Annotated in this window: 20 protein-coding genes and 1 pseudogene; 14 read left to right on the top strand and 7 right to left on the bottom strand. The window is 39.2% G+C overall.

Annotation, left to right across the window (positions count from 1 at the left end; genetic code table 11):
- The first annotated feature begins 109 nt into the window (after positions 1-109).
- Positions 110-1,300, top strand: a complete 1,191-nt coding sequence (locus tag NSQ41_RS03650; RefSeq protein ID WP_339211023.1) for a PDZ domain-containing protein — start codon at positions 110-112, stop codon at positions 1,298-1,300.
- 315 nt (positions 1,301-1,615) lie between these two features.
- Here the strand turns inward: NSQ41_RS03650 and NSQ41_RS03655 are convergent, their stop codons facing one another.
- From NSQ41_RS03655 to NSQ41_RS03675, 5 genes are all read right to left on the bottom strand, one after another.
- Positions 1,616-2,662 carry an NAD(P)/FAD-dependent oxidoreductase gene (locus NSQ41_RS03655; protein WP_339194348.1) on the bottom strand — a complete coding sequence of 349 codons (1,047 nt, stop codon included), beginning with the start codon at positions 2,660-2,662 and terminating at the stop codon, positions 1,616-1,618.
- Positions 2,663-2,683: 21 nt separating this feature from the next.
- The gene (locus NSQ41_RS03660; RefSeq protein ID WP_339211025.1) at positions 2,684-3,595 is read right to left on the bottom strand and encodes a cation diffusion facilitator family transporter; all 912 of its coding nucleotides are present in this window, start codon (positions 3,593-3,595) and stop codon (positions 2,684-2,686) included.
- Between the two features lie 14 nt (positions 3,596-3,609).
- A complete protein-coding gene (locus NSQ41_RS03665) occupies positions 3,610-3,918 on the bottom strand; it encodes a metalloregulator ArsR/SmtB family transcription factor (protein ID WP_339194350.1) in 309 nt (102 codons plus the stop codon).
- Positions 3,919-4,578: 660 nt separating this feature from the next.
- Positions 4,579-5,751 (bottom strand): chromate efflux transporter, encoded by a 1,173-nt coding sequence (chrA, locus tag NSQ41_RS03670; protein WP_339194351.1) that lies wholly within the window; start codon positions 5,749-5,751, stop codon positions 4,579-4,581.
- Position 5,752: 1 nt separating this feature from the next.
- On the bottom strand, positions 5,753-6,073 hold the full coding sequence (locus tag NSQ41_RS03675) for a PadR family transcriptional regulator (protein ID WP_063389188.1): 321 nt from the start codon (positions 6,071-6,073) through the stop codon (positions 5,753-5,755).
- Between the two features lie 213 nt (positions 6,074-6,286).
- Between NSQ41_RS03675 and NSQ41_RS03680 the strand changes: the two genes are divergently transcribed.
- The 5 genes from NSQ41_RS03680 to uvrA all read left to right on the top strand — a co-directional run bounded on the left by NSQ41_RS03680 (position 6,287) and on the right by uvrA (position 14,750).
- Positions 6,287-8,365, top strand: coding sequence for a heavy metal translocating P-type ATPase (locus tag NSQ41_RS03680; RefSeq protein WP_339211026.1), 2,079 nt, complete (start codon positions 6,287-6,289; stop codon positions 8,363-8,365).
- 146 nt (positions 8,366-8,511) lie between these two features.
- Entirely contained in the window at positions 8,512-9,399 is an 888-nt protein-coding gene (locus NSQ41_RS03685; RefSeq protein ID WP_094245198.1) for an ROK family protein, read from the top strand.
- A 129-nt stretch (positions 9,400-9,528) separates the two neighbouring features.
- The gene (locus NSQ41_RS03690; RefSeq protein ID WP_063389185.1) at positions 9,529-9,759 is read left to right on the top strand and encodes a DUF2198 family protein; all 231 of its coding nucleotides are present in this window, start codon (positions 9,529-9,531) and stop codon (positions 9,757-9,759) included.
- Positions 9,760-9,884: 125 nt separating this feature from the next.
- The gene (uvrB, locus tag NSQ41_RS03695; RefSeq protein WP_094245199.1) at positions 9,885-11,867 is read left to right on the top strand and encodes an excinuclease ABC subunit UvrB; all 1,983 of its coding nucleotides are present in this window, start codon (positions 9,885-9,887) and stop codon (positions 11,865-11,867) included.
- A 6-nt stretch (positions 11,868-11,873) separates the two neighbouring features.
- Positions 11,874-14,750 carry an excinuclease ABC subunit UvrA gene (gene uvrA, locus NSQ41_RS03700; RefSeq protein ID WP_339211028.1) on the top strand — a complete coding sequence of 959 codons (2,877 nt, stop codon included), beginning with the start codon at positions 11,874-11,876 and terminating at the stop codon, positions 14,748-14,750.
- Positions 14,751-15,195: 445 nt separating this feature from the next.
- Here uvrA and NSQ41_RS03705 read toward each other — a convergent pair whose 3' ends face one another.
- On the bottom strand, positions 15,196-16,359 hold the full coding sequence (locus NSQ41_RS03705) for an acyl-CoA dehydrogenase family protein (RefSeq protein WP_339211029.1): 1,164 nt from the start codon (positions 16,357-16,359) through the stop codon (positions 15,196-15,198).
- A gap of 193 nt (positions 16,360-16,552) precedes the next feature.
- On the opposite strand from NSQ41_RS03705, the pseudogene NSQ41_RS03710 reads away from it, so the two are divergent.
- The 4 genes and pseudogenes from NSQ41_RS03710 to NSQ41_RS03725 all read left to right on the top strand — a co-directional run bounded on the left by NSQ41_RS03710 (position 16,553) and on the right by NSQ41_RS03725 (position 19,707).
- A pseudogene (locus NSQ41_RS03710) lies at positions 16,553-17,248 on the top strand (amino acid ABC transporter ATP-binding protein).
- A gap of 64 nt (positions 17,249-17,312) precedes the next feature.
- Complete coding sequence (locus NSQ41_RS03715; RefSeq protein ID WP_094245202.1) at positions 17,313-18,167, top strand: amino acid ABC transporter substrate-binding protein; 855 nt, start codon at positions 17,313-17,315, stop codon at positions 18,165-18,167.
- A gap of 86 nt (positions 18,168-18,253) precedes the next feature.
- Positions 18,254-18,952 (top strand): amino acid ABC transporter permease, encoded by a 699-nt coding sequence (locus NSQ41_RS03720; protein ID WP_235600504.1) that lies wholly within the window; start codon positions 18,254-18,256, stop codon positions 18,950-18,952.
- A 26-nt stretch (positions 18,953-18,978) separates the two neighbouring features.
- Positions 18,979-19,707, top strand: coding sequence for an amino acid ABC transporter permease (locus NSQ41_RS03725; protein ID WP_339194356.1), 729 nt, complete (start codon positions 18,979-18,981; stop codon positions 19,705-19,707).
- Positions 19,708-20,410: 703 nt separating this feature from the next.
- On the opposite strand, the gene sda is transcribed toward NSQ41_RS03725, so the two are convergent.
- Positions 20,411-20,566, bottom strand: coding sequence for a sporulation histidine kinase inhibitor Sda (sda, locus tag NSQ41_RS03730; protein ID WP_094245206.1), 156 nt, complete (start codon positions 20,564-20,566; stop codon positions 20,411-20,413).
- Positions 20,567-20,803: 237 nt separating this feature from the next.
- Here sda and NSQ41_RS03735 point away from each other — a divergent pair, with 237 nt between their 5' ends.
- From NSQ41_RS03735 to lgt, 4 genes are all read left to right on the top strand, one after another.
- Positions 20,804-21,163 carry a phage holin family protein gene (locus NSQ41_RS03735; protein ID WP_063389178.1) on the top strand — a complete coding sequence of 120 codons (360 nt, stop codon included), beginning with the start codon at positions 20,804-20,806 and terminating at the stop codon, positions 21,161-21,163.
- A 63-nt stretch (positions 21,164-21,226) separates the two neighbouring features.
- Positions 21,227-22,144, top strand: a complete 918-nt coding sequence (locus tag NSQ41_RS03740; protein WP_066249048.1) for a metallophosphoesterase — start codon at positions 21,227-21,229, stop codon at positions 22,142-22,144.
- 138 nt (positions 22,145-22,282) lie between these two features.
- Positions 22,283-23,218, top strand: a complete 936-nt coding sequence (hprK, locus tag NSQ41_RS03745; RefSeq protein WP_066249051.1) for an HPr(Ser) kinase/phosphatase — start codon at positions 22,283-22,285, stop codon at positions 23,216-23,218.
- A 25-nt stretch (positions 23,219-23,243) separates the two neighbouring features.
- Positions 23,244-24,053, top strand: a complete 810-nt coding sequence (gene lgt / locus NSQ41_RS03750) for a prolipoprotein diacylglyceryl transferase (protein ID WP_339194359.1) — start codon at positions 23,244-23,246, stop codon at positions 24,051-24,053.
- Positions 24,054-24,072: the final 19 nt, after the last annotated feature.

Below are 24,072 nucleotides of genomic sequence, written 5' to 3' on the forward strand. Positions count from 1 at the left end.
GAGAAGCCCCCACTTCAAGCGACCCGCAAGGGTGGTAAGTGGAGGGTAGTTCACAAGATTTGATAAAATAGAGGAAAGTCTCATATGATTCGTAAAAGGGGTGGGCCGTTTGGTTGGACAATGGCTTTTAGAATTGCTTTTCAGCATAGGCCGTTTTTTCTTGCATCCGCTTTTGTATTTCTTTCTCATTTTTTCCTTTTTAAATGGATATTGGCGGGTTAGAAGAGAACGAAAATCTTTTCATGTGCGCGTATATGATGTGTTTGACGATATTCGTTTTACTTATACGAAGGGAATTATCGCTGGCCTTATCCTTTCTGTTCTTTTCATGCTTCTAGGACTGTGGATTCCATTCGGAACACTCGTTTTATTGACTATTTGGCTGCTGGCTGTTAGTTTAACTTTTCAGCCGCGTTTTTTGTCATCAAGTATCTCATTGGGCGGAACGATTTTTTTAACAGCTTTATTAAATGGAGTGGCAGATCAATCTCCTTGGATCGATGAATTTTTTGTGAGCCTTGATAAAACAAACTACAGCGTCTTGTCGCTATTTTTGAGCTTTTTGCTTATTTGTGAAGGGATTCTCATCTATCGAACAGCACATTACCATACATCCCCATTTATCATAAAAAGCAAGAGAGGAATGCCGATTGGGAATCATGTAGCGAACAGAACATGGATGATTCCGTTAATGCTTTTAGTTCCAGGCGGTTCATTGGAATCTCCTTTTTCTTGGTGGCCAATTATTTCTTTAAATGGTGAACCATTTATGCTCGTGATGATTCCGTATTTTGTCGGTTTTTATCAAAGAATTCAAGGGTCTTTGCCAAAGGAAAGCATTCAAGTAACAGGCCGGCGCATTTCGATTCTTGGAATTATTTCTCTTGTTGTTGCTGCTGCTTCGTTGTGGGCTCCATTTCTGTCGTTTGTTGCCGCGGCTCTTGCATTGATAGGAAAGGGATTAATAACTGTAAAACAAAGGATGAATGATAATTCGGCCGCTTTTTATTTCTCGAAACAAGATTATGGACTGGTCGTATTAGGCACGCTTCCTCAATCCCCGGGAGAGAAAATGGGAATAAAAGCGGGAGAAGTTATAACAAAGGTGAATGGAAAAAATGTAAAAACAACGTACGAATTTTACGAAGCGCTGCAGATAAGCAGGACGCATTGTAAGTTGGAGGTACTAGGACATAACAAAGAAATCCGTTTTGTCCAACGCGCCTTATACGAAGGGGAGCATCATGAACTCGGCTTGCTCTTTGTGCAAGGTGAGAAGTGGAAGTCAGAAGCCTCTTAACCGGTATGAATGGTTCATAATCAACCGGAATAGCGACATAATTTTTAGGGATAGGCCATAATTCTTCGGAATGAGTTTCATTTTTTTTCCGGAACGATAAAGGTATATTTTCTCTATCACATCAAACCACTTAGTCAATGATTGGCTAAGTGTTTTTTACGTCAAAAAATGTTATAGCTAGCAGAATTAGGCTCGAGAAATTATTGTACAAAGGAACTGACATTGTTCAATAATATTTGAAGCCTTTCAGTAAATATGTCTAATCATGAAAATAGCCGCGGCTAGAAAAACTCTAGCTAAACATTGCAAGCACCTTCAATGGTTTAAAATATCATTTATCAAGTACTCTGCATCGGCGCCCACCCCTCCGATAAGAGCGGAGCCTCTCCGATATTGCCAAGGCAATCCTAAGAAGTACAATCCTTTCACAGGAGTAACCCCTCTTTGGTGAACGGGCTTTCCTCTATGATCTAAAACATTAGGAATTTGTATCCAGCTGTAATCAAAATAAAATCCGGTTGCCCAAATGACATTTTGAACTTGAATTTGACTGTTATCTGCAAAAGAGATAACATCTCCTGAAACACTCTCTGTTTTAGGCTTCATTTTTATTTTGCCTTCTTGTAGTAAATGTTTCAGCTCTCTACCGAAAATAGGATCGCTTTGTTTACTGATCAACCTGCCTAACGGGCTATTGATATGGACGTCTAATAAACCTATTTTTTGAAACCACCAGAAAATACTTTTCCCCATAATTTCAAGTGGAAGAAATCTCATTTTATGACCTACTGATAAATAAACTTCTCTGTCTTCGGACAATTCAACTGCAATTTGCGCTCCAGAATTTCCTGCACCGACTACTAAAACAGAGCCATCTTGCAATTGAGATGGATTCAAATAGGCGGATGTATGCACTTGATACACTTGATCGTATAAGCTTTCGGCAAATGGTGGAAGATAAGGCTTTTGAAAAGGCCCTGTTGCTATAACCACTTTATTTGCCATATATCTCCTATGGTTGGTTGTCACTTTAAAAATCTCATTTTCTTTTTGAAGAGAAATGACTTCTGTATTCAGATGAATAGGCAATTCGAATTTTTGAGCATAATCCTCTAAATAATCGGCTATTTCATCCTTAGTTGGATATCCGTTCGGGTCACCCTTTAAGACCATTCCTGGCAAGGAGCTAAACGATCGAGGGGTAAAAAGCACTAAAGAATCGTAACGATTTCTCCAAACATCTCCGATTCGATTTTCCTTGCCGACAATGGCAAATAATATATCGTGTTGCTTTAGATAATACCCCATCGCTAATCCTGCTTGGCCAGCACCGATTACAAGAACATCAACATTTTGTTCCATTTCAATCAACTCCGAAAAAAGCTAGACTTTCATTTTTCCATGATGGATTTGAGAGGTTTCAATTTGAATGGTTGTATGCAAAATCTTAAATTTTTCTTCAATCATGTGAATGGCAGCTTGTAACACCTTTTGACTGTCATGATGATCTTCAATTAAAATATGGCAGCTTAGTGAATCTAAACCTGATGTAATCGTCCAAATATGCAGGTCGTGAACATCCTTCACACCTTCAATACTTTTTAAGGCTTTCTTCACTTCATTTTGATCAATGGTAACGGGCGTTCCTTCCATCAAAATGTGTATGCTATGCTTCAAAACTCCCCAAGCGCCTTTTAATATTAATAAAGCAACTAAAATGGAAATAATAGGGTCTGCTATATACCAGTCAAAGAGCCACATGATGAATCCTGCAGCAATGGCTCCGACAGAGCCTAATGCATCGCCGATAACGTGAAGATAAGCGCTGCGAACATTGACATTATGTTTCACATCACCTTTTCTCATTAACACCCAGGCACTTAAAAGATTAGCAAGAAGACCAATAGACGCAATCAACATCATCGAGCCGCTTGCTACAGTCGGCGGATTGAAAAAACGCTGAACAGCTTCCCAAATGATAAATCCAGCGATAACAAACAAGGTAACTCCATTAAACAAAGCGGCTAAAATTTCAAAACGATAAAAGCCATACGTTTTATTTGGGGAGGCTGGTTTGGCCGCAAACCATATAGCAATTAGGCTAAGAGCAAGCGAACTGGCGTCACTAAGCATATGTCCAGAGTCAGAAAGAAGGGCCAGACTGTTTGTCATTAACCCCCCGAAAAACTCTAACAGCAAAATTCCAACAGTAATGAGCAATGCAATTATAAGTCCTTTTTTATTGTTTTCCCTGTTAAAGTCGTGATGGTCGTGAGAGTGGTGATGGCTGTTCATGGTCCAATGCCTCCTTACTGATGTTCAGAATGATTAATGGCTTGTTTTAATAATGAAAAAACGTGTTCGTCATTACAGGAGTAAATCAGTGTTTTTCCTTCACGGCGATACTTAATAAGTCTAAGATTTCGCAATATACTAAGCTGATGGGAAACTGCTGATTGAGACATTTCCAACACTTCGGCAATATGATTTACGCTGCACTCTTCTTGTGATAACAAATAAAGAATTTTAATTCGAGTAGGATCGGCTAACACCTTAAATATTTGCGATATATGTTCAATTGTTTCAGGTTTTAAGAAAGAATGATCTTCCGTCTTCATTCATAATTCCCTCGTTCTTTTATTATATATGAGCATATGTTCATATTTTATTATATTTTGCATTCTGTTTTTTGTCAAGTTTAGGAAATCTGTTTAACAGTACATAATGAGGAGGGAACCTTTCAGATTGGAAATACGGTCAACTAGTTCTGAGGCATTTTCAGCGGGCTTAAGAAATCTAAGAGCTCTTTAAAAGTGACATTAGCAATGAGATAAATGAAGCAGTTTTTAAAAGATGATTGCCTCAAAGTAGATTGCAGCTGGAGAGAATTTCTAAATTGATCGTATAAAGACATTTCAGGGTACTTGCGAGCAATCATTGAGAAGTCGATTCAGTTATCTTTTTGAGAAGCTGCCAAGCATGGAAATTGAGCATTTCAATATGTTTATTTTAATCATTGACTAGCAGAAGATAACCTCTCGTTCTTGAACAGCCTTGCCTAAACGTTAACTTGGTTAATTCACGCTGTCGACTAGCCTTCATACAGGAACGGGTGAAGCCGGGCATGAATAGCAGCTTCTGCCAGATCAGACAATGTCGGAAAAGGGCATACTTTGTCCGGTTTAGCCGTAAGGAATCCCTCTTATGGTAGACAGGTCTACATAAGAGGGATCATATCAAATGAAACCTGAAGGACCTTTGTGTCAGCAGATCTAATTTTACAAGAACAAGCCGCCAATGGCGCCCGTTAAGACGATGATCCATGGAGCTATCTTCCAATAAGCGAGCATACTGAATAAAATTGCAGCAAAAGCAAAATCAATCGGACGATTAATGGAGCTTATCCAGATCGGATCATAAAAAGCGGCAATTAAAATTCCGACGACAGCAGCTTGTATGCCCATTAACGCACCATTAATCTTGGAATTGCTTCGAAGCTTTCCCCAAAACGGTAATGTACCAAAAATGAGCAGAATTGCCGGAAGAAAGATGGCGCAAGTTGCAACGAATCCCCCAGCCCATCCATTCATGACCGCTCCAATATAAGAAGCAAATGTAAACAAAGGACCAGGAACTGCCTGTGCTGCTCCGTAACCTGCCAAAAATTCTTTTTCTGTCAACATTCCTGTTGGAACAAATTCCTGTTCAAGCAGCGGGAGCACTACATGTCCGCCTCCAAATACGAGAGATCCAGAGCGGTAAAAGCTGTCGAACAAGCCGATCCAGTAAGAAGAAGTCCACACTTTTAATAAAGGAAGGAAAAGGAGAAGCCCGAAAAATAACAATAAACAGCTTGCGGCAAATCGTGTTGAAATCGGCACCTGCAACGAAGTCTGGGTGTCTTCTTCTACTTTTTTATATAATAAAAATCCAATAAAAGCCGCTAGCAACATGACGACGACTTGGGAAAAAGCATGTTGCCATAATAAAGTAACGACTAGCGCGCCTAATGCGATGGCTTTTCTCCCTAGGTCAGGGGCAAGTTTTTGTGCCATTCCAATAACAGCATGGGCGACTACAACAGCAGCAACAATCTTTAAGCCGTGAATCCAGCCGGCATCAACAATATGTAACTCTTTAAGAATAAGAGCAAAGATCATCAGTGCGATAGCAGACGGAAACGTAAAGCCGATAAAGGCGCAAAGTCCGCCTAATATTCCTCCCCGCATGAGACCGATGCCGATCCCGGCTTGGCTGCTGGCAGGTCCGGGTAAAAAATGGCATAAAGCAACCAAATCTGCATAGCTCTTTTCATCCAACCATTTTCTTCTCCGAATATATTCTTCATGAAAATATCCTAAATGGGCGATTGGCCCCCCAAATGAGGTCAATCCAAGCTTTGTGGAAATGGCAAATATCTCAAACAGCGTTTTCCATTTTGATTCCTTCATGTTATCCCCCACCTTCATTATGTATTTCTTTAAAAAGCTCGTACGCTTTCGTCCGGGCTTCTTTCAGAACGGCTTTCCCTTTCTGTGTAGTTGTATAATATTTTCGTATTTTTCCTTCTACATTTTGTTCTGTTTTTTCCAACAGTCCGTCCTTTTCCATTGCGTGGAGAATCGGATAAAGAGTCCCTGCACTTATGTTGTAGCCATGACTTTTCAGTTCCTCAAGCATCCACAAGCCGAATATAGGATGTTCGCTTGCATGATGTAAAATATGAATATGTATAAAACCGAGAAAAAGCTTGCGCAACACTTTATCTTCCATTTTTACCCCCCATTTTGAGAATCGATATCGAATTTCGATAACATTAATATTGTAAGGTTATTCATATGTACATGTCAAAATTATATTTACGAAAATATTTGACAATTGAATTGCCTTTTCATAAAATGGACATATAAAATATGAACACTTATTCATATAAACACATATACTGTATACTGCAATGTGTACTCTATTTCATTGGGGGATTAGAGAATGATTCAGTATCGGGTAAAGGGATTGTCTTGTGCAAATTGCGCAAAGAATCTGGAAGAGGAAATCCAAAAGCTTGAATATGGGGAAAATGCAAAATTAAATTTTCAATCTAGCAAACTGTATGTCAATGAAGAAATTAATATTGCTAAAGTCAAAAAAATTTTAGCATCAGATGGGGCCTATATTGAGGAAGAAAACAAACATGAAGATACACATTCTTATTTATTGTGGCTCGTTTTGCTCTCGGTTTTAGCTTTTATAGCTGCTGTTGTGTTCGAGAAAACATTATCACAATCCGCCGCTGTTACAATGTATATAATTGCTACGGTGATCAGCGGATATAAAACATTTTTGAAAGGGGCCAAAAACCTCGTTCGATTGAAATTTAACATTGACACCCTTATGACAATTGCTTTGATTGGAGCTTTTGGCATCGGAGAGTGGAAGGAAGGTGCTGTTGTTGCCATTTTATTTGGAGTGAACGAATATTTAGAGGGCTTGGGAATGGAAAAGGCCCGTCGTTCTATCGAATCGCTTTTAGAAGTTGCGCCGAATGAAGCTACGATTGTTATAGATGGTCAGGAAAAGAAAGTTTCCATTCATGACATCAAGGCAGGGGATATTGTTCTTGTCAAAGCCGGTGAAAAAATTCCATCGGATGGGATAGTGGTGGAAGGAAAAAGCTCAGTTAATGAAGCGGCCATTACTGGAGAATCTCTCCCTGTTGAAAAAGAAGCAAAAGATGAAGTGTTTGGCGGAAGCATTAATAATGAAGGAATTTTGAAAGTTCGGATAACAAAGCCATACGAAGAATCGTCTCTAGCGAAAATTTTGCATTTAGTTGAAGAAGCGCAGGAAACAAAAACGCCGACTGAGCAATTCATTAATAAGTTTGCGAAATATTATACTCCTTTGATCATGCTTATCTCTCTTGTCGTTATTTTTATTCCGTCGCTTTTCTTAGGAGTTGATTGGAGAACATCTTTATATCAAGGATTGGCAGTGTTAATTGTCGGCTGTCCATGTGCATTAGTTTTATCCTCTCCCATTGCTATCGTTTCAGGAATCACGAGAAATGCACGCAAAGGCATTCTTGTAAAAGGCGGGGTTTATTTAGAGCAATTAGGGAAAATTGGAATAATAGCTTTTGATAAAACAGGTACACTGACAAAAGGGGAGCCTTATGTAGAGAAGTTTGTAGAATATGATCCTTCTTTTTGGAGCATCATCGGATCAATTGAAAAATCCTCTACTCATCCGATCGCTAAAGCCATTATGAAAAAAATAGATGAGTTAAACGTTTCCCTTTTGGAGGCTTGCTCCGTTGTTGCAACATCAGGTGAGGGAATAAAAGCGGAGATAGACGGGAAGGAATACCGTGTCGGCAATGAAAAAACGATTCAACATCTTTCACTCAGCGAAAATGTAAAGGAAGACATAAAGGCCTTTAAACAGGAAGGACTAACAATCGTTTTGGTTTCAGATGACAAAAACGTTCTTGGTATGGTCGGTATAGCGGATGAAATTCGACAGGAAAGCAGCCAGGTGATCCGCATGCTTCACCGAACAGGTGTGAAGAGGACTGTCATGTTGACAGGAGACCACGAAAAAACTGCTGAAAAAGTGGCGAAAAAGGTTGGTTTAAGTGAATATTTTGCAAACCTTCTGCCGGAAGAAAAGGTGGAAAAGGTAAAAGAGCTGTCTCTCTCAGGAAAAACGGCAATGATCGGAGATGGTATTAATGATGCACCTGCGCTCGCAGCTGCTGATTTAGGCATTGCAATGGGAAAAGGAACAGACAGCGCAATTGAAACGGCTGATATCGTTTTAATGCAAGATCATTTAGGAAAGCTGCCTGAAGCTGTTTCAACCGCCAAAAAGGTGAACAGAATCATCAAGTTAAACATCGGGATTGCTCTAGGTTTAAAAGCCGCTGCACTGCTGCTGACGATTCCAGGCTGGCTTACGCTTTGGATAGCCATTCTGTCTGATATGGGGGCGACTGTTTTAGTGACCCTCATTAGTTTAACGATTTTATGGGAACGAAATAAAAAACTTCTAAATGAGGCTTTCAGCTAATGGCTGATCGCCTTTTTTTCTTGCATTTTTTAATATTTCTCTTCCATAAACATATGACATTTATTATAATCTTATTAATTTGACAACCTGCCGCTAATGAAAAATTGGACATAACATTATGGACAAAATCATGGGAGGAATTGTGCATGCTTTTAGGTGCAATTGAAGCGGGCGGAACAAAATTTGTCTGTGGAATTGGAGATGAAAACGGAAATATCATCGAGCGGACTTCTTTTCCGACGACAACGCCTGATGAAGTACTTGAACAAGTGGTCAAATTTTTTCGGGATAAAGATATTAAAGCGCTTGGAATTGGCTCATTCGGTCCGATTGATTTAGATCGCACAAGCGAAACATTCGGATACATAACATCTACTCCGAAGCTACAGTGGGCGAATATAAATCTTGTCGGAACGATAAAAAAAGAATTCCCTATTCCAATTGGCTTTGATACCGACGTCAATGCAGCAGCGCTGGGGGAAATGAAATGGGGGGCTGCGAAAGGTCTGAATAGCTGCATTTATATGACGATCGGTACCGGGATCGGAGTCGGTGCCATCTCTGAAGGACATCTAGTACACGGGCTAATCCATCCGGAAATGGGGCATATGCTTGTTCGGCGCCATCCTGAAGATTCGTTTGCCGGCAATTGTCCGTATCACAAAGATTGCTTGGAAGGAATGGCATCCGGTCCAGCAATAGAAAAACGCTGGGGAAAAAAGGGGCAAGAATTAGAAAAAAATGAGAAAGTATGGGATTTGGAAGCGTACTATATTGCACAAGGAATTGCCAACCTTATACTCGTTTTATCGCCTAAAAAAATAATAATTGGCGGCGGAGTCGCCAAACAAAAGCAATTGTTCCCCCTTATACATCAAAATGTTCAAGCTTTATTAAACGGTTATGTTCGCCATGAAGTGGTGCTAGAAAACATTGCAGATTATATTGTTCCGCCCGGATTAGGGGATAATGCGGGACTTTGCGGAGCAATCGGTTTAGCATATGAGGCGTTTTTGGAGAATAATCAAAAATAAAGCATTCATAGTGAAAGAACATTGATTGCCATTATTGTTCAAAAAGCATCGGTATGTGGTTTTGCTTGAAAGCTTTTTGAGGGCTTCAATATAATAAATGTATAACCGTTGACGAAAAGAGGTTTTTTTATGATCAAGCTTGTGTTTGCCGCATTCGCCCCTTTTTTGCTTGTCTTATTTTTCACAAGAGTTACATATAGTCATGTCGTTGGGACATTGTTGACGGCTGGTTTATTAATTGCCTCTTATTTTGCAGGTCATATGGATACTATTTATATCGCCATTTTGGATGTAGCCAGCTTAGCAGCTGGTTTTATCGCTGCCAGAAGCATGAAAAAGGATAAGAAAACATCTACTTAAACCTGTTCAACACGATTGACAGGTTTTTATTGTCTATGAAAATCAAACGTCAGTTCGTATTTTTGGTGATTCAGCCTGATTATATGTTAAAATAAAATATAAGTTTCTGAATTGGAGGATGTTCCATGGATCGGTTTGAATTAGTTTCAAATTACCAGCCTCAAGGAGATCAGCCGAAAGCTATCAAAGAGCTGGTGGAGGGAATCAGGCAAGGAAAAAAACATCAGACATTGTTAGGTGCAACTGGAACTGGCAAAACGTTTACGATATCCAATGTGATTAAAGAAGTGAACAAACCGACGCTGGTCATTGCCCATAATAAAACGCTTGCCGGACAGCTGTATAGCGAGTTTAAAGAATTTTTCCCGAACAATGCAGTTGAATATTTTGTCAGCTATTATGACTATTATCAGCCGGAAGCGTATGTTCCGCAAACAGATACGTATATTGAAAAAGATGCGAGCATTAATGATGAAATTGATAAATTAAGACATTCGGCCACCTCTGCATTGTTTGAACGGAAAGATGTTATTATTATCGCAAGCGTTTCTTGCATATATGGTTTAGGTTCGCCAGAAGAATATCGTGAGCTGGTCGTTAGTCTTCGCACAGGAATGGAAATCGAGCGCAATGACTTGCTGCGCCGTTTAGTGGATGTGCAGTATGAAAGAAATGATGTAGATTTTCGCAGGGGAACTTTTCGCGTGCGCGGGGATGTAGTGGAAATTTTCCCTGCTTCGCGCGATGAACATTGTATCCGCGTGGAATTTTTCGGAGATGAAATCGACCGTATCCGTGAAGTTGATGCGCTGACAGGCGAAATTATTGGAGAGCGGGAGCATGTAGCGATTTTCCCGGCATCACACTTTGTGACAAGAGAAGAAAAAATGAAAATTGCCATTGCTAATATTGAAAAGGAGCTTGAGGAACGGCTGCATGAACTGCGGGAGAATGGAAAGCTTTTGGAAGCGCAACGGCTCGAGCAACGGACAAGATATGATTTAGAAATGATGCGGGAGATGGGCTTTTGCTCCGGGATTGAAAACTACTCCCGTCATCTTACATTAAGACCGCCCGGTTCGACTCCTTATACGCTTTTAGATTATTTTGGAGATGATTTTTTGATCGTCATTGACGAGTCGCATGTGACGATTCCGCAAATCCGTGGGATGTACAACGGCGACCAGGCGAGAAAACAAGTGCTTGTCGATCATGGATTCCGTTTGCCTTCAGCACTTGACAACCGTCCGTTAAAATTTGAGGAATTTGAAAAGCATATGAAACATGTCATTTATGTTTCTGCCACCCCTGGGCCGTATGAGCTGGAGCATACGCCGGTTGTTGTTGAACAGATTATCCGCCCGACTGGACTTTTAGATCCAACCATTGACGTCCGACCTGTTGAAGGGCAAATAGACGATTTAATCGGCGAAATTCAAAAGCGGGTTAAACGGAATGAGCGGGTGCTTGTGACCACATTAACGAAAAAAATGGCGGAAGATTTAACGGATTATTTGCGGGAAATCGGGATTAAGGTGACATATCTCCATTCCGAAATTAAAACGCTCGAGCGCATTGAAATTATCCGCGACCTGCGCCTTGGCAAACATGAAGTGTTGGTCGGGATCAATTTGCTCAGGGAAGGGCTTGATATTCCGGAGGTCTCTCTCGTTGCAATTTTGGATGCAGATAAAGAAGGATTTCTTCGTTCGGAACGTTCTCTTATTCAAACAATCGGACGGGCGGCTCGGAACGCAAACGGGCATGTCATTATGTATGCTGATACAATCACAAAATCGATGGAAATCGCCATAAACGAAACAAAACGGCGTCGTGCGATTCAAGAGGAATATAACCGTCAACATGGCATTACGCCAAAAACGATTCAAAAAGATATTCGCGATGTAATTAGGGCGACATATGCAGCGGAAGAGGAAGCAGAATATAAAACGGAAAAGGCTGTGAAGCTGAACAAAATGTCGAAAAAAGATCGAGAACAACTGATAGCCCGTATGGAAAAAGAAATGAAAGAAGCTGCAAAAGCATTAGATTTCGAAAGAGCTGCTGAACTGCGCGATCTAATTTTGGAGATGAAAGCGGAAGGATGATTGGATATGGCAATGGATAAAATTGTTGTAAAAGGTGCACGCGCTCATAATTTAAAAAACATTGATGTCACGATTCCAAGAGACAAGCTTGTCGTTGTAACAGGTTTATCGGGATCGGGCAAATCTTCTTTAGCATTTGATACAATTTATGCAGAGGGACAGCGGCGATATGTGGAGTCTTTATCTGCCTATGCCCGCCAATTTTTAGGACAAATGGATAAACCTGATGTCGATGCGATCGAAGGCTTATCGCCGGCCATTTCGATTGATCAAAAAACGACAAGCAGAAATCCGCGTTCAACGGTCGGAACGGTGACAGAAATTTATGACTACCTACGGCTTCTTTTTGCCCGTGTCGGGCGGCCGACATGTCCGGTGCATGGGATAGAAATTTCTTCGCAAACAATCGAACAGATGGTTGACCGGATTATGGAGTATCCGGAACGGACAAGACTGCAGGTTCTTGCTCCTATTGTGTCTGGAAAAAAAGGAATGCATGTGAAAACATTGGAGGAAATAAAAAAGCAAGGGTTTGTCCGCGTGCGGATTGACGGAGAAATGATGGAGCTTACCGATGATATTTCTCTTGAAAAAAATAAAAAACATTCCATCGATGTCGTTGTGGATCGGCTGATCGTGAAAGAGGGGATTATAAGCCGGTTGACCGATTCGATTGAAACAGCTTTAAAATTAGGTGATGGAAAAGTCATAATTGACATCATCGATGGCGAAGAGCTGCTTTTCAGTGAACATCATGCCTGCCCGATTTGCGGTTTTTCGATTGGAGAGCTTGAACCGCGGATGTTTTCCTTTAACAGCCCATACGGAGCTTGTCATGCTTGTGACGGCTTAGGTTCAAAACTAGAGGTGGATTTGGATCTCGTTATTCCAAATAAAAACTTGACATTAAAGGAACACGCAATTGCACCGTGGGAGCCGACAAGCTCTCAATATTATCCGCAGCTTCTTCAAGCGGTTTGCAACCATTACGGTATTGATATGGACATTCCGGTTAAAGATATACCGAAACATCTGCTCGATAAAATTTTATTTGGAAGCGGCGGGGAAAAAATTTATTTTCGCTATGAGAACGATTTCGGGCAAATCCGGGAAGGCTATGTAGAATTTGAAGGTGTGGTCCGCAATATAGAACGGCGCTATAAAGAAACGACATCTGATTTCATACGCGAACAAATGGAAAAATATATGACGAATCAGCCGTGCCCGACATGCAAAGGGCATCGACTGAAAAAGGAAAGTCTGGCTGTTCTTATTAACGGACGCCATATCGGACAAGTCACTCAATTGTCTATTCGTGAAGCCTATCAGTTTTTTGACCAATTGGCATTGACAGAAAAAGAAATGAAAATTGCCAATTTGATTTTAAGAGAAATAAAAGAACGGCTGAATTTTTTAATTGAGGTAGGTCTTGATTATTTAACATTAAGCAGATCAGCCGGTACGCTCTCTGGTGGAGAAGCTCAAAGAATCCGTCTTGCCACGCAAATCGGATCAAGACTGACTGGAGTACTTTATATATTGGACGAGCCGTCTATCGGTTTGCATCAACGGGACAATGACAGGCTGATCCGTGCTCTCCAAAATATGCGGGATATCGGCAATACATTGATTGTAGTTGAACATGATGAAGATACGATGCTTGCAGCTGATTATTTGATCGATATTGGGCCGGGAGCTGGCGTGCACGGCGGTCAAGTTGTAGCTGCGGGTACACCAAAAGAAGTGATGAATGATGACCGTTCGCTTACAGGACAATATTTGTCAGGGAAAAAGTTCATTCCATTGCCGGTCGAAAGAAGAAAACCGGATGGTAGGTATATTGAAATAAAAGGAGCAAGCGAGAACAATTTAAAAAATGTAAATGTCAAATTTCCTTTAGGTGTATTTTTGGCAGTAACAGGTGTATCTGGTTCGGGGAAAAGTACGTTAGTCAATGAAATATTGCAAAAAGGCTTGGCGCAAAAGCTGAATAACAGTAAAACAAAACCTGGTGCCTATAAAGAAATGAAAGGGATTGAACATCTCGATAAGGTCATCAGCATTGACCAATCTCCGATTGGAAGAACGCCGCGTTCAAATCCAGCTACGTATACCGGCGTATTTGACGATATTCGCGATGTGTTTGCAGCGACGAATGAAGCGAAAGTAAGAGGCTATAAAAAAGGACGCTTCAGTTTTAATGTGAAGGGCGGCCGCTGTGAAGCATGCCGAGGCGATGGAATCATTAAAATTGAAATGCATTTTCTTCCAGATGTATATGTTCCGTGTGAAGTATGCCACGGAAAAAGATATAACCGGGAAACTCTTGAAGTCACATATAAAGGAAAAAATATTGCGGATATTTTAGAAATGACTGTGGAAGACGCACTTCAGTTCTTTGAAAATATTCCAAAAATCAAACGGAAGCTGCAAACCATTTACGATGTAGGACTTGGTTATATGAAACTTGGTCAGCCGGCTACGACAATGTCCGGAGGGGAAGCACAACGGATAAAGCTTGCTTCAGAGCTGCATCGCAGATCTACTGGAAGATCGCTGTATATTTTAGATGAACCGACAACAGGGCTGCATGTTGACGATATTGCAAGGCTCTTGAAGGTTTTGCATCGGCTTGTTGAAAACGGAGATACGGTTCTTGTAATTGAGCATAACCTAGATGTGATTAAATCCGCTGACTATATCATCGACCTTGGACCAGAAGGCGGGGACGGCGGAGGAACAATCATTGCAACGGGTACCCCTGAAGAAGTGGCAGAAGCGAAACAGTCTTATACAGGAAAATATTTAAAACCGATTTTGGATCGGGATCGGGAGAGAATGAAAAATTTAATTTTGAAAAAAGAGGCAGCGGCAAACAGTTAAATAGGCTGTTGCCAGTCTCTTTTAAATGACGAAGAATGTTCCTGAAACGGATGGTTTTATTCCGTCGGTTTTCAGGAGATGAGTTGTAGATTTTTACTAGCCCTTTCAGCGAAAAATCGAGGAAATACTGATTTTCTTTGATATATGAACATACTTTCCCCTTTTCGCATAAAACAGAGTTGAGCCCTTTGTGTGACAAAGGGCTCTTTTTTTATAAACTGATGTTTCTCCTTTCATTCATTCAAATTCATAATTTTGAAGACTCTATGAATCGGATTTTCTGGCGTCTTAGTTATTGTGCTCACGATGTCTACAATTACCGAATATATTGAATATCTTTGATGCATTGCTAATTCATAAAAAAGCTGACCCAAAAAACCATATTTGACGGCCTTGGATCATTTTTTTTAAAATCAGTCCCTGTGAAAAGAAGGCATTATATAAATTATTTATTTTCCATTTCTTGAATGGCTGTTTGAGCCAATTTAGAAATCGTCATATCATCCATTGGCGGATTGTGAAGCCCTGCTCTCACATCACGATAATATCGCTGCAGCGGATTAGACAGTTGAAGGCTTTTTGCTCCAACTAGTCTCATCGCTTTATCGACAATGTTGATGGCTGAGTTCGTCACAATATGCTTCGCAACACTAAGCTCGTTTGTAATGTATGGACGGCGTGCTTCATCATCGTAAATTTCCGCTACGCTATACAAGAAATGTCTAGCTTTCATTAATTCTAAGTCAATCTGACCGATTAAATTTTGTACATTTGGCAATTGGCTAATGGTTCCGCTTATACTATTTGGAGAATATTCTGTCGCAAATTTCACTGCATAATCACGCGCCGCCTGTGCAATACCTAAATAACAAGCGGGAATATGCAGAATCCAACCATTTATTGTATTTCCTCTCGGTCCATGGTTTAGCTCTACAAAATTTTCTTCTGCTACTTCAACGTTATCTAACACAAGATCGTGACTTTCTGTTCCTCTCATGGCGATAACGTCCCAATTTTTTTCAATTGATAATCCCTTTGCTTCTCGTTCAATTAAGAAAAATCCAATTCCTTCCTTTTCTTCAACCCATGCAGATACAAGAAAATGTGTCAGCACAGGTGACATAGTAGTATATGTCTTTCTGCCCGAAATAATCCACTTGCCATCTCTTTTCACTGCTTCCGTTTCAGGGCGCCCGCCGCGGGTTGGACTGCCTGTTTTTGCTTCACTAACTGCTCTGTTCACCAAAGCGCCGTTTAAAATTTCTTTTGCAAAAGAGGCAAGCTTTTCTTCCCTCCAAAGTTTTTTCTCATACAACTCCCCAACGACGCCCAGATGCCAACCGATGGCTAGGCCTGTAGCACCATCAAAGCTAGCAATGGTTTCTTGGAATAGAACTAGATCTGTGACACCAATGCCGCCGCCTCCATATTCTTTTGGCAGCGAGAGCTTCGTATACCCCATATTGACAAGCGCTTGGATATTTTCTTTTGGAAACTTTGTCTTTTCATCGCTTTCCCTAGAATGACTTTTAAACGACTTTTCATGCTTTAACAGCTTTTCGATCCACAATCTTTGCGCATCCGTTTTCACAAATAATTTTTTTGACACGTTCCACACTTCCTTAAGCAAACTCTGTTCAGATTAATATTTTAATAGGTTCAATGAACTATTAAATTTACGAACATTTTCCATTATAACAATTTAATTCACACTTTACAACTAGGAATAGTTGTGTTATAGTTTAGATTATTCAATTAACCCAATGTTTTGATATTTTTGATAATAAAGAGAGGTGATTCGTATAATCGAATTAAAGGACATTCAAAAAGCTTTAAAAAAATTCAATTCTTAAAGGAATTGATTTAAAAGTAAACAAAGGGGATGTCCTAGTTATTATCGATTCAAGCGGATCTGGGAGAATCACCCTTCTTCGATGTATGAATGATTTAGAAAGACCTGACGGAGGTACTATTACTATTGATGGGTTTTCCGTCGAAGGAAAACATGCGTCAAAAAAAGACATTTAACGCTAAGACGAAAGACCGCAATGGTTTTTCAGCATTATAATTTATTTAAAAATAAGACGGTGCTGGAAAACGTAATGGAAGGTCTTATCGTTGCAAAGAAAATGAAAGCTGCCGAAGCGCGTAAAATTGGCATTGATTTACTTAAAAAAGTTGGCCTGGAAGAGAAAATGAATGACTATCCTAGCCAGCTGTCCGGCGGTCAACAGCAGCGTGTTGGTATAGCGCGACACTTGCTTTAAACCCTTCCGTCATTTTATTTGATGAACCTACTTCTTGCGCTCGATCCTGAGATGGTTGGAGAGGTTCTGTCGATTATTAAAAAAATTGCCGATGAAGGCAAAACAATGGTGATCGTAACTCATGAGGTAGCGAATCGTGCTGTGTTCATGGCGGGCGGCGCCATTATTGAACAGGGACCGCCTCAAGAAATATTAGTTCATCCAAAGCATGAGCGTACAAAACTATTTTAAAAAAGGCTTCTTATAGTGCCTGAATATACTATTTTAAAATTTACATGGGGGGGAAAATTACTGCATGAAACGTAAACGTATTTGGACAAAATTCTTTTTATTCATTTTATCTATTTTCGTCATCGCTGGTTGTTCGAACAGTGAAAGTAAAGAAACTGATGACGGCAAAAAAGTGATTAAAGTGGCATTAAGTGATGAAGTAAATCCACCATTTTTATATACGGATGATCAAAATAAACCTATCGGTTATGATATGGATTATTTAGCGGAAATTGAAAAGAAATTGCCAGAATACAAGTTTGAGTATACGTTTGGAGAAGAAGAATCGAATTTAATCGGGGTTGACACAGGAAAATTCGATTTTGCGATTAACTGGTTTTTCAAAAATCCGGAAAGAGAACAGAAATTCCTTTATCCAGAACATGAGTATGGATACTCTTTAACTGTATTAGTAACGAAATCAGATCGAAATGATATTAAATCGTTAGATGATATGGTTGATAAAAAACTCGCTCCAATGGCGCCAAGCGGTGGACTTCGTGCTATTTTAAACGGGTACAATGAAAAGAATCCAGATAATCCGATCGAGATTGAAAGTATGGAAAATCCATCAGCAGCAGATAACTTAAAACGTGTTGCTGAAGGAAAAGCAGATGCTGTATTTTTGAACAAAACTACATTTGATGCTCTTCAAAAAGAGCTTAAGTTGGATTTGAAAATAGGTGGTATCGTTTCGAAAGAGCCGGTTTATATTGTTTATAACAAAAAACATAAAGAACTAGCTGAGAAAATTGACAAAGCAACTGCTGAATTGATTGAAGACGGTACGCTTCCGAAACTTGCTGAGAAATGGTTTGGTGTAGACTTTTTCAAAGACCTTGACTATATTAAAAAAGAAGGATTCCAATACGAGAAATAATCAAAAACCGTATTGAATGATTAATTAATCATTCAATACGGTATATTTAAATTCGTATATATTTCTTAATGAAGGTGGTGAGCAAAATTAACACGAGTTTACAAGATTGGGCAGATTTATTTTTGAAAGTGTTAGATAAGCTCCCTCTAACATTGTTCATGCTGGTCACATCTTTATTTTTCGCTTTAATTTTAGGTGTTATTATCGCGATTATTCGAATCCAAAAACCGCCTATCCTTTATGGAATTGCAACATTTTACTTGTCATTCACACGTTGTACTCCGTTATTAGTTCAGCTGTTTCTTGTCTATTTCGGACTGCCTCAATTATTGCTAGTTTTTAATATTGATATTAATAGTTGGAACAGACTTGTTTTTGTTATTATTACATTCTCATTTCATACAGCAGCCTATTTATCAGAAGTTATCCGTTCAGCTTACTTAGCTGTCGGCACGGAGCAATTAGAAGCAGCATACAGCGTTGGCATGACGTATACACAAGCTCTAAGGAGAATTATTTTGCCCCAAGCTTTTGTCATTTCATTGCCTAATTTAGGCAATAATATTATTGAATTGTTAAAAGATACATCACTTGCCTTTTCGATCGGTATTATTGATATTATGGGGCAAGTTCGAATTATTTTAGGGAATAATCATGGTATGGGAATGTTTGAGATTTATGTCGTGATCTCTCTTGTATATTGGGGTACTTGTATCCTCATTGAAGGTATTATCGGCTATGCCGAAAAAGTGTTTAAAAAAGGTCGAGTTAGTTTATCTAAGTAATTTTTTGCTAAGGATCGTGATAACTCGTGGCAACAACTATTGATTTTAAATTTGCTTTAGAGCAAGTGCCTGAAGTGTTAAAAGGTGTGCCAGTGACATTGACGATTGCCATTGTTGCGATGGTGCTTGGACTTGTATTCGGGCTGCTTATTGCTCTTTGCAGAATATATAAAGTTCCTGTACTAAATCAATTGTCCATTGTTTATATTTCTTTTATTCGGGGAACACCGTTAGTTGTCCAATTGTACGTCTTTTTCTACGGTGTTCCGGTATTGTTTGATTTTCTTAATCGTCATTTCGGATTGAATTTAAATGCGGATGAAGTTCCGACGATGATTTATGCATTAATTGCTTATACAATCAATACAGCTGCTTATGAGGCAGAAATATTCCGCGCATCGATCAATGCAGTAAACGCTGGACAAATGGAAGCTGCGTACTCAGTTGGCATGACAACTGCACAAGGATTATATCGAATCGTCCTGCCTCAAGCATTCGTTGTGGCTTTTCCGAATTTAGGCAATACGTTTATTGGACTGATCAAAGCAACATCTTTAGCTTTTGCTGTAAAAGTCGTAGAAATTTTAGCCATTACAAGAATTATAGCAAATAATGGATATAAATTTTTAGAAATGTATTTAGTTGCATCGATCATCTACTGGATTATTTGTTGGGTATGTGAAGTCATATTTGCCAAACTCGAAAAGAAAATGAGCCGTTATGAAAAACGGATGGATCTAAAAACAACTGCATAATTGGATGGAATTTTCCTAATTTACGGAAATATTAAAAAAACACCAAATGACATTGAACCAATTGAAAAAAAGAAGCCCCACATGTGTAAATATTGCACGTTGTGGGGTCTTTTTACAAAAAAATTAGGTCGAGATAATTAATTGTTTTAAATTTATCCATTGATCGCTTCATGGCTTTTCGGACTAGTTGCCACACTATTTAAATTTTCGGTTGTCCTTCAGTTTCTTTTATAGATGAAGATACGATTTGGTGAAATTTTTCCTATATAAAGTCATGAATTGTGCTACGAACAAAGTGTGGACTAATATGATACAGCAGTGCGCGTTTCGTGATAATTGCTTGGTGGACAAATGAAAAATTCGCAGCTTTTGTACAAAAGCTGCGTTCATTGCAAATGCCAGTTTCCACCTAATTGCACACAATTTGTGCTAATGAATAAATGAAAACATATTTCTCTAGCAAAAAATTAAATTTATTTAGCATGAAAAAATGCCCTGACATCGTTCGAGAAAGGAGAACGGCCTTTTTCTTACATTGTGTCATAACGTATGAAGGGCTGTCCATAAGTCAGTTTTCTGCTTATGTAACAACCCCTTTCAGAAAAAATTATATAAACGATCATGAAACATCCATTCCAATTCAAGAAAAATTCGTTTTACAAAATAACGAAAAAATGGTATAATTTTCTCCGTGAGTTTAATTTTATTGTACATTTATGTTAGGAGAGGAAAGGACAATTCCTCTTCTAACAATTTCTTCTTCTAATAAAACGATAAACTCTTCACTAGCCTCGATTTGAATGGCTTCATAATAGGCTTTCATTAACAGGTAATCAGATAAAAGATACAATGAGTTCATTTGAACTGCTGCCCCTCCTTTCTGTTAAAATAAACAAACGTTTACGTCAGGACAGAAAGACGAGTCGTCTAGGGCAAGCAAAATATGAAAATTCAGAAAATATAAAGCCTATCAACTCCTTTCCCATTTGTGTAAAGAATGTTACCAGAATAGTGAAAAAATGTCAATCTGTTTCATACTTTCACATAGAAAGTGTTATAATAATTTGTAAATAGAAAGTGAAAAGGACGAATTTCGATGTTTATTAGATGGTTGACAAGCATTTTATTAAATGCACTGATTTTGATTGTTGTAGCTGGGTTCTTTGATTCGTTTTATTTAAGCGGAGTTGGAGCGGCTATTGTAGCTAGTATGATTTTGTCAGTGTTAAATGTTTTTGTGAAGCCGTTTCTAATATTATTGACATTGCCGATTACGGTTTTTACTCTCGGAACATTTTTATTTGTCATCAATGCAGTTACGTTGATGATTGCCCAGGCAATAATGGGAGATGCCTTTAATATTGATGGCTTTGGAACTGCCCTCCTCGCCTCCATCTTCATTTCATTTTTGAATCTGCTCATTCAATTGGTGTTTATGAACCGTTTTAAAGACTAATGAAAAAGATTTTTTCATTCATATCTCCTATCGTTTCGGGAATGATACGAATAGGTGATATAAATGAAAAAAATCTTTCCTCTTATTATTTTTGTTTTCATGATTTTATCTCCCGCATTTCCTAGCTTTGAGCTTGCAGCTTCGCCAAATGATTCAAACGTCTACACGATCGTATGGCTTTCAGACACTCAATACTATTCGGAAAAATACCCTCATATTTTTCGTAATCAAATGGACTGGATTGTGCAAAATCGTGATAATTGGAATATACAATATGTTGTTCATACCGGTGATATTGTCAACCGTGCGGAAAAGAAACAGCAGTGGGTTCAAGCAGACCGCATGTTCCGAAAACTGGAACAGGTGTCTATTCCTTATGGAGTGCTTGCGGGCAATCACGATTTAGTAAAAGGAAAATCATATAAAATGTTTCATCAATATTTTGGAAAAGATCGTTTTTTCACGAAGCCTTATTACGGTGGGGGATATCGGAATAATCGAGGGCATTACGATTTAATTACGCTCGGACATCAACATTTTCTTTTTTTGTATATCGGCTGGCATGTTGACAAAGACAGCATCAGCTGGATGAACGAAGTCTTAAAACGTCATTCAGACCGAACAGCAATCATAGCTGTCCATAAATATTTGCATAAAAATGGAAAACGAACGCTGGTTGGAAATCGTATATTTCGCAATATCGTCAAAAAGAATCCAAATGTAAAAATCGTTTTGAGCGGCCATTATGATGACAGTGAGTTATTAAAAACAAAAATTGATGATGATCATGATGGGACTCCTGATCGGATTGTTTATGAATTATTGGCGGACTATCAGGGGGCTCCTGAAGGAGGAGAAGGCTTTTTACGCTTGCTCCATTATTTTCCGAGTCGCTCCAAATTTTATGTCCGTGCATATTCACCTTATTCCAACAAGCATTTTTTTTTCCCTCCTAAAAAAGAAGAGTTTTGGATTGAATAGCCGTATCTTTCGCTCCGATGCCCTTGTCTCTGCTTTTAAGCAATGAATGTCTTTGATGAAAGATGTTTGTTGCCAAAAAGAAAAGTGCTACAATAAAAAGATGAAAAAAGTTTTTTAAGTCTAAGGAGGAAAGACTTCGTGTCGAAAGTACGTACAAAAGATATTATCGAAAAATTCCAACTTGAATTGATCAGCGGAGAAGAGGGAATCAGCCGGCCCATTATTACAAGTGATCTTTCCAGACCTGGTCTTGAAATGGCTGGTTATTTTACATATTATCCGAAAGAGCGTATACAGCTGCTGGGAAGAACGGAGCTTACGTTTTTTGCAAAATTGACGCCTGAAGAAAAGAAAAGTCGGATGGAACAGCTATGTACGGATGTAACACCGGCAATCATTGTGTCAAGAGAGATGGAGGCTCCGCCGGAATTAATTGAGGCATCTGAAAAATCAAATGTTCCAGTGCTGCGCTCACCATTAAAAACGACCCGCTTGTCAAGCCGCTTAACCAATTTTTTGGAAAGCAAGCTTGCTCCAACGACAGCTGTACATGGAGTGCTTGTTGATATTTACGGGGTGGGTGTTTTAATTACAGGAAAAAGCGGGGTCGGCAAAAGTGAAACTGCTCTTGAACTGGTGAAAAGAGGACATCGCTTGATTGCAGATGACTGTGTTGAAATTCGTCAGGAGGATCGGGATACATTAGTCGGCAGTGCGCCGGAATTGATCCGCCATCTTTTAGAGATCCGCGGTCTTGGAATCATTGATGTGATGACATTGTTTGGTGCAGGAGCCGTCCGCAGTCATAAGCGAATTTCTCTTGTTATCGATTTGGAATTATGGGATCCGAACAAACAATACGACCGTTTAGGACTCGATGAAGAGAAAATGAAAATTTTGGATGCGGAACTGACAAAATTAACAATTCCTGTCCGTCCTGGAAGAAACTTGGCTGTTATTATTGAAGTTGCGGCAATGAATTTCCGGTTAAAAAGAATGGGATTCAATGCGGCGGAACAATTTACAAATAAATTGGCGGATGTTATCGAAGATGGAGATCACGATGATTTTTAATTGATGAAATAGGAGAGATGAGAGAATGAAAGAGGCAATTCAGCCCATTGATCCAATCGCATTTCAGCTAGGGCCATTACAAGTTCATTGGTACGGGATCATTATAGGAATCGGCGCATTGCTCGGCCTATATTTGGCGATGCGTGAAGGGGAGAGAAGAGGTCTTCATAAAGATATATTTGTCGATCTTGCATTATTTGCTATTCCTATTGCGATTATATGTGCCAGAACTTATTATGTCATTTTTCAATGGGAATATTATTCTGAAAATCTTTCGGAAATCCCTAAAATTTGGCATGGTGGCCTTGCCATTCACGGCGGGTTAATCGGTGCTGTGGCAACCGGGATTGTGTATGCAAAAGTAAAAAAACTATCTTTCTGGCAACTGGCTGATATAGCTGCACCGAGTATTATTTTAGGGCAGGCGATCGGCAGATGGGGGAATTTTATTAACCAGGAAGCTCATGGAGGACCTGTTTCAAGAGAATTTTTGGAAAATCTCCACTTGCCTGAATTTATCATTAATCAAATGTATATAAATGGACAATATTATCACCCGACTTTTTTATATGAATCCATTTGGAATCTCGCTGGGTTCATCATTTTAATTTTGCTAAGAAGGTTTAATTTGCGGCGTGGAGAGCTGTTTTTATCATATGTTATTTGGTATTCGATCGGGCGATTTTTTATCGAAGTCATGAGAACTGATAGTTTGATGCTTACGGAAACGGTAAAAATGGCACGGGTCATTTCGATTTTACTTATTCTTAGTGCAATTGCTCTTATAATTTACCGGAGACTAAAAAAAGTAGAAAGATATTTAGATGAATATTGATAAATTGCTGGAATGAAGG

It is taken from the genome of Aeribacillus sp. FSL K6-8210 (assembly GCF_037963925.1).
GTDB classification, from domain to species: Bacteria; Bacillota; Bacilli; order Bacillales; family Aeribacillaceae; genus Aeribacillus; species Aeribacillus composti.